General features: G+C 49.5%; 5 protein-coding genes. All 5 read left to right on the top strand.

The genetic code is table 11. The annotated features are described in order from the left end of the window. The first annotated feature begins 147 nt into the window (after window positions 1-147). The 5 genes from ABWH99_RS14795 (at window position 148) to ABWH99_RS14775 (ending at window position 10,267) form a co-directional block, all read left to right on the top strand. Window positions 148-1,497: a sulfatase gene (locus tag ABWH99_RS14795; RefSeq protein WP_375582623.1), complete on the top strand. Its 1,350-nt coding sequence runs from the start codon at window positions 148-150 to the stop codon at window positions 1,495-1,497. A 564-nt stretch (window positions 1,498-2,061) separates the two neighbouring features. Further along, window positions 2,062-3,132 carry an IS110 family transposase gene (locus ABWH99_RS14790; protein WP_375582227.1) on the top strand — a complete coding sequence of 357 codons (1,071 nt, stop codon included), beginning with the start codon at window positions 2,062-2,064 and terminating at the stop codon, window positions 3,130-3,132. A gap of 695 nt (window positions 3,133-3,827) precedes the next feature. Beyond that, the gene (locus ABWH99_RS14785; RefSeq protein WP_375582622.1) at window positions 3,828-6,902 is read left to right on the top strand and encodes a SusC/RagA family TonB-linked outer membrane protein; all 3,075 of its coding nucleotides are present in this window, start codon (window positions 3,828-3,830) and stop codon (window positions 6,900-6,902) included. Window positions 6,903-6,914: 12 nt separating this feature from the next. Further along, window positions 6,915-8,552: a RagB/SusD family nutrient uptake outer membrane protein gene (locus ABWH99_RS14780; RefSeq protein ID WP_375582621.1), complete on the top strand. Its 1,638-nt coding sequence runs from the start codon at window positions 6,915-6,917 to the stop codon at window positions 8,550-8,552. 2 nt (window positions 8,553-8,554) lie between these two features. After that, the gene (locus tag ABWH99_RS14775) at window positions 8,555-10,267 is read left to right on the top strand and encodes an arylsulfatase (protein ID WP_375582620.1); all 1,713 of its coding nucleotides are present in this window, start codon (window positions 8,555-8,557) and stop codon (window positions 10,265-10,267) included. Window positions 10,268-10,485: the final 218 nt, after the last annotated feature.

Here is a 10,485-nt window from a genome sequence, read left to right as displayed (position 1 = left end):
CCTACCCTGCGGTTAACCAGGTGTTGATTGCACCAAAAATCCGAAATGCCTGCCAAGAAAAAAGGATCGATTACTAATTTTCATCAAAAAATCTCTTAAATTCGTTCGTTTTCAAGTTTTGAACCAACCCAAATTATAACCCCTCGCATGATTATCTCTCGTTGTATTAGAAAGACGTTACTTCTGTCGGTCTTGTTTACGCTGCTTTTTCTTTCCGCAGCTCCACTGCTCTTCGCCCAGTCGGAAAAGCCCAATATCATTTATATATTATCCGACGATCAAGCCTGGTCCGATTATGGGTTTATGGGGCACCCGCATATCGAGACCCCAAACATCGATCAATTGGCTGCGGATGGGTTAACCTTCACCAGGGGATACGTGACGGCTCCGCTTTGCAGCCCCTCGCTGGCATCGATCATCACCGGGTTGTATCCTTACCAGCACGGGATCACCGGAAACGATCCGGAATTCAGCTCTGAGAAACCGCGTTATCAAACCGACTGGCAGGAAGCCCGATCGCGACTCTACAAGGACTACCTCGATGAGTTTCAAAAACATCCAACCATCCCGCAGTTACTGCAAAAACTGGGGTACGTGTCGTTTCAGTCTGGAAAATGGTGGGGCGGACACTGGAGTGAGGGTGGATTCACCGATGGCATGACCCACGGTGACCCCAGCCGAGGCGGCAGACACGGGGACGAAGGGCTGAAAATTGGAAGAGAAGGGATGGAGCCCATTTTTAAGTTTATGGACAAAGCCATTGCAGATAATGATCCCTTTTTTGTCTGGTACGCACCTTTTCTGCCCCACTCGCCACATACCCCCCCGGATTCATTGTTGAACAAATACCTGCCAAAAGCGCCCACCAAAGCCGTGGCAGCTTATTGGGCCATGTGTGAATGGCTGGATATTACCGTGGGGCAGCTGCTTGACAAAGTGGAAGAGCAAGGGCTGACTGAAAATACATTGGTGGTCTTTGTCACAGATAATGGCTGGATTCAGGATCCGGAGCGGCCCAACCGGTACGCGCCGGGTTCCAAACAAGATCCGCAGGACATGGGTATTCGAACACCCATTATCTACAAATGGCCGGCTAAAATCAAGCCACGTATGGAAACCGAGTACCTGACAAGTAGCATCGATATGGTCCCGACTACACTTGCCGCGGTGGGGATGGATCCCCTTCCGGAGATGCAGGGGGTCAATGTAATGGACCAAAAAGCACTGGCTAGCCGCAAACGGATTTACAGCATGGATTTTTCGCACGACATGGTGGCGGTGGACCAACCGGAGAAAACCCTGGAGAGCCGCATGATCATCAGTGGTACCTGGAAGCTGATTGCTCCCGGACCGGCAAATGCTGCTACGAATGAAATACAGCTTTACGACATTCTGCAGGACCCAATGGAACGGCAGAATCTGGCGGATGCGCACCCAAAAGTAGTCAAAAAGCTACTGGCTAGTCTGAATGACTGGTGGCCAGGTAAAGACAGGTGACAGTACGCAATCAAAATAGCGAATGACGAAAAAGAAAAAAGGCGGGACATTGATTCCCGCTTTTTTTCTTTTTTACACCTACCCTCACTTGCCTTGGTTTACCTGATAGTTCCCGAAAGTGCCCGCGCGTTTTCACCGGTCGCTCCCGCAGCGCCGGACTCATGAGCGATTCCAGCGGGAATCGCACATTTTCAGGTCCGCCTTCTCGATGGATGGGATTGATCCCGGTGCGTTTGGGCTCATTTTAACGAAGGCTTCCGCAAAGGAAATGGTCTCGGCATCTGGGCATATGTGGGATAGTTTCCCTTGGTCTGTTCGGGGAAAAAAAAGAGACAACCGTGAGGAGACGAATTACCGCTGACTGCGATCACCTAAATACTGGTTTTTTTTGCCGACATCTCAGTTTCGTCTAAATGACGGACACGCTCAGCAAGCATGAGCCGACCACTACGCATAGAACCATCCCACTTCCTCGAAGGCCATATGTTTGCAAGAGCAATAGCATAAGTTTCAGGAAATCATTAGATTAAGTTTTCTAGAACCATGCTATAACCTCCGAAACTTATGCAAACACAAGTTAACAAAAACGATTTTTCCGGCCAAAACATTTATGTGGGTATTGATGCCCACCTCAAAAGCTGGAAAGTTACAGTGATGATGGATAATCTTCATAAACGCACGTTTTCACAGGATCCCTGTGCAGAGACTTTGTACAATTATCTTGTCCGGAACTATCCGGGTGCTACCTACTTCAGTGCCTATGAGGCTGGATTCTCGGGATACTGGACTCATTACAAGCTTTGCGCTCTTGGGTTCAATTCCATTGTGGTCAATCCTGCTGATATTCCGACAACCGGCAAGGAAAAAGTACAGAAAGAGGATGCCAGGGACAGCCAAAAAATTGCCCGGTCCCTAAGAAACGGGGAACTGGTCCCTATCTACATACCCTCTTTGGCCTCTCTTGGTGACAGGGGGCTTATGAGGTTAAGAAAAACTGTCGTCAATGATACCACCAGGATCAAAAACAGGATCAAGGCCAGCCTCCATTTTAACGGCATAAGTATTCCCGGGGAAATAAACAGCCCAAAATGGAACAAAAAGCTTCTTAGATGGCTGGATGGACTTGAACTCGGTATGGTGGAAAAACAAATAATGGACAGTCATCTGTCCATTTTGTACCATATGCGGAAAACCACCCTAAATGTCACCAACCAAATACGAACCCTTTCCAAAACAGAAAAGTATGAGCAGGAAATCAAGTTATTGATGACCATTCCAGGAATCGGGCTCTTGACGGCAATGACCCTATTGACCGAGCTGGAAAGGCTGGACAGGTTCAACTCCCTCGACAAACTATGCTCTTTTATCGGCCTTGTACCGTCAACCAACTCATCCGGGGATACCGAAAGAACGGGTAATATCACCCCCAGGGGGCATAAGGTGCTGAGAGCTGCTCTAATAGAATGTGCCTGGGTCGCTGCAAGGACTGATCCGGCATTGGCAAAAAGCTATAACCAATATTGCAAAAGGATGAAAGCCAATCAAGCCATAACCAGAATAGCAAAGAAACTTTTAAGCAGGATCAGATACGTATTGAAAAACAAACAGCCCTATGTGCTTGGAGTCGTCAAATAAAACCGCACAAACATATTATTCTGTAAAACAATCCCCAACCTTTATTGGGACCGTTAAAAAACCTTGCAGCAACTAAGTTGACTGTTATCTCGAAGGCTACGGCCCAATATTCAATAAATTAAAATGTGGCAATGCAGCTCATTGAGTCTGTTAATAGAAGGTTGTTTTATGGAGTAAGTTGCTGTTTTTGATAGTAGTAAAACGAGTTTTTTAAGCTATCAAAAGACAAAGAATTCAAAGATAAAAAAAGCCCCTAACTAAAGGGGCCTGGGAGTATATTCTCCGTCATGAACCCTATTGCTGGTGGGTTGCTCTCCAGCAGAGCCCACTTCCTCTTCAGATTCATGTTTTAAAGATAAAATGTATCTTTCTCAAGAAAAAATATCCCCGCAAATTAGGAAAGCAACATAGAAGGTTTTCTCCGTCATTTTTATAGGAGAGCCATCCACGAACGACCGTTGTTTTCGTAGGTTATAGTTTATTTTCACACGGTCAAAAAAGATACGTTGCAAATGGATGAAAAAATACCTACTTTTTGAAACATTAACAGCAGCGGAAACAAACCTCCTACTTACTAAGGACCAGCGGAAAATCAATCCCGGATAGTGGATTTTTTTTAGTGTACGCATCGCCGGTGCATTAATGCCTGTACCTTTTTATTGCAACGCATTCAATTACACCAAAACAATAAATCCATGAAAAGTAAACCTAAAAAAAGAAAACTAGCGAGGGCCTCTCTGATTTCGGGCTTTCTGCTGTATTTTGGATTTTCCGCGGAAGCGATACCCGATTTCGGGACCATCACACCCGCGTTTGCTGCAATCAAATCGCTTGACCTGGGAGAGGCTGGCGATTTTGCTACGATCACGGGTACCGTCACCGATCAAAACGGAATTCCCATCCCGGGAGCCACAGTCGTTATTGAGGGCACGACTACCGGTACGGTTACCGATATACAGGGACAGTTTTCCATAGAAGCGAATCCGGGAGACGTGCTTCAGATTTCCTTTATCGGCTACCAGACGCAGCGTATGCCCCTCGAAAACCAGACCCAGGTATCGGTGGTGTTGCAGGAAGACCAAACCTCGCTCGATGAAGTCGTGGTGGTTGGGTACGGAACGCAGCGAAAAAGTGACCTTACCGGAGCCATATCGTCCATCAGCAGCAAGGATCTGCAGGAAACTCCTGCGGGGAATTTTCTGGAGCAATCCCAGGGAAGGCTTGCGGGGGTGGACATCGTGCGGGCAAACGGTTCGCCCGGCGCACCGGTCCAGATTCGGATACGTGGAAATCGCTCCATTAACGCTTCCAACGAACCGCTTTACGTGATTGATGGAATACCTACAAGTGCCAATATCAATGATTTTAATCCCAACGATATTGAGTCCATGGAAGTGTTAAAAGATGCCAGTGCTGTAGCGATCTACGGTTCTCGGGGTGCAAACGGAGTGGTGCTGATCACCACCAAGCGAGGAAAAACCGGCAAAGCGGTGGTCAGCTATGACGGGTACTATGGTGTCAAACAACCCGTGCAAGACCTCAACCTGATGGACGGTCGGGAGTTTGCTGCCTATTCCCGCATATCCCGGGGACACGACGGAGACGATCCCAGCTTCGATGCCAATTTTTTTGCACCCTTGGAAATCGAAAACCTTCAGGCAGGACGATTTACGGATTGGCTGGATCTGGCCATTCAATCGGGAAGCCAACAAGATCATCAGGTATCGGTAAGTGGTGGAACCGATAAAATCAATTATTATGTGTCCGGATCTTTCTTTAGCGAAGACGGGTACATTCCGGGTACCGACTTTGAGCGAACGGCCGTGCGGGTAAATCTGGAATCTCAGCTGACCGAGAAACTAAAGCTAGGGGTGAGCGCCACGGTCAGTGTCAGCGAACGCAACCAGATGTCCAATGCCCCCTACAACAATTCTCTCGGGTATTCACCTTTGGTGGGTCCTACCGATGAAGAGGGGAATTTTCTGGCTTTCCCCAATCCCCGGGAAGGACTTCTGGCCAATCCCTTGCTGAATTATCAACCCTACCAGTACATAGACGAAACCCGCAGGCACCGGATATTTGCCAATATATACGGTGAGTACCAATTCAACGAGTACTTAAAACTCCGGGTGAACTACGGTCCGGACTTTAACCTTTCCCGAAGAGGTACCTACACGGGATTACTTGAGGGAAACATCAACCGGGGCTCGGTTCGAAACGATATGGACTTTTCCTATACCCAGGAAAATATTCTCTCTTACGACCGCAGCTTTGGCAAACATGCGTTGAATCTGGTCGGATTGTTTTCCATTCAGACCAGCCGATTTGAAGAATCCTCGCTATCGGGCCAGGACATCCCCATCGAGAAATCACTTTTTTACGATTTGGGAAGCTCTTCCACCATCACAGGCATTGGGAGCTCTCTTGGTGAATGGGGCCTAATGTCCTATATGGGACGAGCGAATTACCGCTACGATGATAAATTTCTGTTTACCCTGACCGGTAGGGCAGATGGCTCTTCCCGATTGGCCGAAGGGAACAAATGGGCCTTTTTCCCGGCATTTTCTGCAGGCTATATTTTGACCGAGGAAGAATTCTTACAGGGCGGACAGGTTTCATTCCTGAAGGTACGGGCCGGCTACGGCGAGGTGGGTAATACGGCCATTGCGCCATTTCAAACCCTCGGTGGGTTGGCACGGTCTACCTATATTTTTGGAACAAACGCCGGTTTCGGCTACCAAAATAGCCTGATCCCCAATCCGGATTTACGCTGGGAGATTTCAAAAACGGTAAATGTTGGGCTGGATTACGGTTTTTTTGAAGACCGGATTAACGGTTCCCTGGAATATTATGTAACGAATACCAGCGATTTGTTGCTCAATCGCCTGCTCCCAATCACCTCCGGTTATAATTCCGTGCTACAGAATATCGGAAGCACTCGCAACTCTGGATGGGAGCTTACGGCCAATGCCAATGTAGTAAACCGTCCTTCGGGATTTCGCTGGGACGTAAACCTAAATCTGTTTTCCAACCGCGAGCAAATAACCGAATTATTTGAAGGAGAGCGCGATGATGTGGGCAATGGTTGGTTTATCGGGGAGCCCATCAATGTTTTCTACAGTTTTGACCAGGCAGGAATTTGGCAGACCAGCGAGGCTGACATGGCTGCAGACCTGGGGCAGGCCCCCGGCGACATCCGCATTCGGGATGTAAACGGCCGGGGTACCGATGGGGAATTGACCGATCAGCCGGATGGAACAATCAACGCCGATGACCGGCGCGTGTTGGGCTCAACCGTGCCCAATTGGTCTGGTGGACTAACCAACCGGGTTAGCTTCAAAGGCTTTGATCTCTCCGTTTTGGTACACGCCCGTATGGGTCAAATGCTTCGAAGCGATTACCACAATCTTGGCGGAAACAACTGGCAGGGCCGGTACAACTCCATCAATTTGGATTACTGGACACCTGAAAATCCCACCAATGCCTTTCCCCGGCCCAATGCGGGAGAGGCACCCTTGTACGCCGATGCGGTGCGTTATTTTGATGGATCGTTCATCAAAATCCGAAACATAGCGCTTGGGTACAATTTTCAGTCCCGCTGGATAAGTAAATTGGGGATGAGTTCTGCAAGGATTTACTCCACGGTAAACAATGCTTTTATTTTCTCACCCTATACGACTGTGGATCCTGAGACCTCGAACGGAATCGTTGGTGCAGGAAGCCCGCTTACCACAGCCACGTATATTTTTGGATTAAACCTAAAATTTTAAATTGTAGCAACCATGAAAAATACATGCATAATTATCGGACTTGCCTTTACCCTCGGGTTGGGCGCTTGCGAGGAAATATTGGTTGAAGATCCAGTGAGTCTCGCCACGGCTGAAGGGTACTACGTTACCCCTGGCGGAATAGAAGATGGGCTAAAAGCTTCGTATACCACCCTGCGTAGCTTTTACGGACAGCAAAACGGGTTTTTCCTGACCGTGACGGGTACGGATATATTTACCAATGGCTTTGGAGGCATTGCCAATAATCCCCATATCAACAATTATTCCCCAAATTTCCTGGGTACCAGCGGCACCGTTACCGCCATTTGGAACGCGTTGTATGTAGGCGTAAACCAATGCAACACAGTGGTGAACCGGGTACAAGATGTCACCGGCATATCTAGCCAGCGCAGGGCAGAAATCGAAGCGGAAGCTCGCTTTCTTCGCGGCCTGTACTATTTCCATTTGGTGCAACAGTGGGGGGATGTACATTTTTCCCTGGACGAGACCCAGGGGGTGGAGACCGAGGCGAATCGAACACCAGTGAATACCATCTATCAGACCGGGATCTTGCCGGATTTGGAATTTGCCGTGGCCAACCTGCCGGTGGTTGCTTCCGAACCGGGTCGTGCCTATAAGGCTGCTGCGGAAGGGCTACTGGCACGCGTGCAACTGACCATCGGCAACTGGGCGGAAGCAGAACGGCTGGCGGCCAACGTGATCAATAATTACAATTTTGAACTGGTGAAGCCCTATGCAGATCTCTGGGACATAAATAACGAAGACAACAGCGAGTTTGTATGGACGGTTCAATTCACCGATGATCCCCTGCTGAATGGACCGGGCAATTCTGGCCACCTGTATTTTATTTTTGACTATACCTTCAATCCGGCCATGGTGCGGGACACGGAAAATGGCCGACCTTTCCAGCGGTTTCTTCCCACCAATTATTTATTCAGCCTGTACGATCGGGAAAAGGACGCTCGTTGGAACGGCTCTTTTAAGACCGTTTGGTATGCCAACATTTCCGCAGAAATCAACGGGCATCCGGTGAATCCAGGAGATACCGCCATTCACATTGTGATGGAACCGGTGCCCGACGAAGTAAAACAAGCAGCACCTTACTGGATCATCGACTACAAGGGCAATTGGATCGGAGACGTCGATGGTTACCAGGAAATTGGCACCAATCGCCGCCGAAATTACCCTTCTCTGCTGAAATTTCTGGATCCGCTTCGACCAAGTATCAACGAAACGGCAGGAAGACGCGATTTTCCGGTAATACGCCTGGCTGAAATGTACCTGATCGCCGGGGAGGCTGCTTGGAGACAAAACAAAAACGACGTAGCGGCAAACTACATCAATGTCCTTCGTACGCGCGCAGCAATAGACGGCATGGAAGCCGATATGCAAGTGGCACCGGGCGATATCGACCTGGATTTTATTTTGGAAGAGAGGGCCCGGGAGTTGATAGGAGAGAAGCACCGATGGTACGACCTCAAGCGTACCGGTACGCTACTGGAGCGGGTACGGCAACATAACCTGGACGCCGCACCGAATATCAAAGAAATGCACCTGGTTCGACCCATACCGCAAACCCAGATCGACCGTGCGAGTAATCCGGCTGAGTTTCAACAAAATCCCGGATACTAATCATGCAAACCAACAGGGTGGCTCCTGGCACATTCGCCAGGAGCCATGTACTGAATGAGTCCGAGGAAACGGAAAGCCGCTCTGTGGTGGCAGGACTGGCTGCTTGCTGTGCAGGGATCGATCGCTTACCGCGTTGGGTGAAAACGCATGTCATCCACCTTGATTTATTACTCGTCCTGCTTGCCGTGGCAGGCTGTAGTCAGGACCATTCAAAGAGACGTTCGGAGCGGCCCAATATTGTGATCGTCCTGGCAGATGATTTGGGCTATTCGGATCTGGGCTGTTATGGGTCCGAAATTGCAACGCCAACCCTGGATGCCCTGGCAAAAAATGGCTTGCAATTTCAGCGGTTTTACAACGCGGCCCGTTGTTGTCCCACGAGGGCCTCCCTGCTTACCGGCTTGTATCCACATGAGGCAGGTATGGGAGGGATGGTAAGTTCAATTTCCAGCGAGCCTGATCCGGGTCCCTACCAGGGCTTTTTGAGCAAGGAATCTGCCACGGTTGCCGAGCTTCTTCGGGATGCAGGTTATGCCACCTACATGTCAGGAAAATGGCATGTAGGGGAGAAACGAGAGCATTGGCCACGAATGCGTGGTTTTGACAGGTATTTTGGGTTGATCAGCGGCGGGAGCAGTTATTTCGAGTTGGACAAAGACCCTGCACGTTTGCGACTGATGGCGCTCGATGACGATCTTTGGGAGCCTCCCAAAGATAATTTTTACATGACGGATGCATTTTCAGACCATGCGGTAGACTTTGTTCGGGACCACGCAGCGCAGTCGCCGGAAAAGCCATTCCTGCTCTATCTTTCCTATACCGCCCCGCATTGGCCCCTGCACGCATTGCCGGAAGACATTCGGAAATACCGTGGGCGTTATGCCATTGGCTGGGATTCCCTGCGGGAAGAGCGGTACCAGCGACAGTTAGAGATAGGCTTGCTACCCACTGGTTTTCGCCTTTCTCCGAGGGAATCGGGAGTACCTGCGTGGGAAGAGGTGGCAGATAAAGCCGACTGGGAGAAGCGAATGGAAGTACATGCGGCCATGGTGGACCGAATGGACCAGGGAATCGGGCGTCTCATCAGCGAATTGAAGGTCAATGGGATGCTTGAAAACACCCTGGTACTCTTCCTCTCTGATAATGGAGCATCTCCCGAAGATATTTCTGGACGGAACCTGCACAAACCCGGTTCAGAGATAGGTTATCCGGGTTCCTATGTAGCTTTCAAAAAACCCTGGGCAATAGCAGCAACCACCCCATTCCGTAGGTACAAACGCTGGCTGGAAGAAGGGGGAATTGTCACACCCTTAGTCGTACATTGGCCCGCCGGTCTTCGGGCAAAAGGGATCACCCGGGAAACGGGGCACGTGGTGGATATCATGGCCACCTGCCTGGATTTGGCGAATGTGCCTTACCCGGAGACCTATCGGGGAACCCCGCTACGCCCCCTTCGTGGCAAAAGCCTTCGGCCCGTTTTTGAAGGGGGTATCATGGATAAAAACAGGGAATGGTATTGGGAGCATTTTGGCCATCGGGCCATGCGTAAAGGAAAATGGAAGACTATCTCCAAAGCCCCTGAATTTCACTGGGAACTATTTGACCTGGACGCGGACCCTACAGAACTCCGGGAAGTCGGCCTGCAAAACCCACAGGTACTTGAAGCGATGATCCGGGATTATGCAGGCTGGGCGAAACAGGTGGGGGTCCGGTAGCAAGATCAAATCGGCTGGTTTGCCGCCTGTCTGGTGTCCATTCAGCTTCAAAATTGAAAAATCAGTAAGTAAAACTAAAAAAAAATATAGCCAGTCAGTTGAATTTTTCATTACTTTATGGCGGTAGAAGACGCTTGCACGTCTTCCGAACCTGCCGTTTTAGGAATCGATTGCCGATTCCGGGTAATGGAAAAAGGCAATGGCTATGGGCGTGGGCC

Source organism: Cyclobacterium xiamenense (genome assembly GCF_042140265.1).
GTDB classification, from domain to species: domain Bacteria; phylum Bacteroidota; class Bacteroidia; order Cytophagales; family Cyclobacteriaceae; genus Cyclobacterium; species Cyclobacterium xiamenense_A.
The sequence above is the reverse complement of the archived record's forward strand: the minus strand, read 5'-3'. Positions and strand labels throughout refer to the sequence as shown.

Excerpts from the sequence above, each read along its gene's own strand:
- ABWH99_RS14795 (WP_375582623.1), top strand. The coding sequence starts at position 148 with ATGATTATCTCTCGTTGTATTAGAAAGACGTTACTTCTGTCGGTCTTG.
- ABWH99_RS14790 (WP_375582227.1), top strand. The coding sequence starts at position 2,062 with ATGCAAACACAAGTTAACAAAAACGATTTTTCCGGCCAAAACATTTAT.
- ABWH99_RS14785 (WP_375582622.1), top strand. The coding sequence starts at position 3,828 with ATGAAAAGTAAACCTAAAAAAAGAAAACTAGCGAGGGCCTCTCTGATT.
- ABWH99_RS14780 (WP_375582621.1), top strand. The coding sequence starts at position 6,915 with ATGAAAAATACATGCATAATTATCGGACTTGCCTTTACCCTCGGGTTG.
- ABWH99_RS14775 (WP_375582620.1), top strand. The coding sequence starts at position 8,555 with ATGCAAACCAACAGGGTGGCTCCTGGCACATTCGCCAGGAGCCATGTA.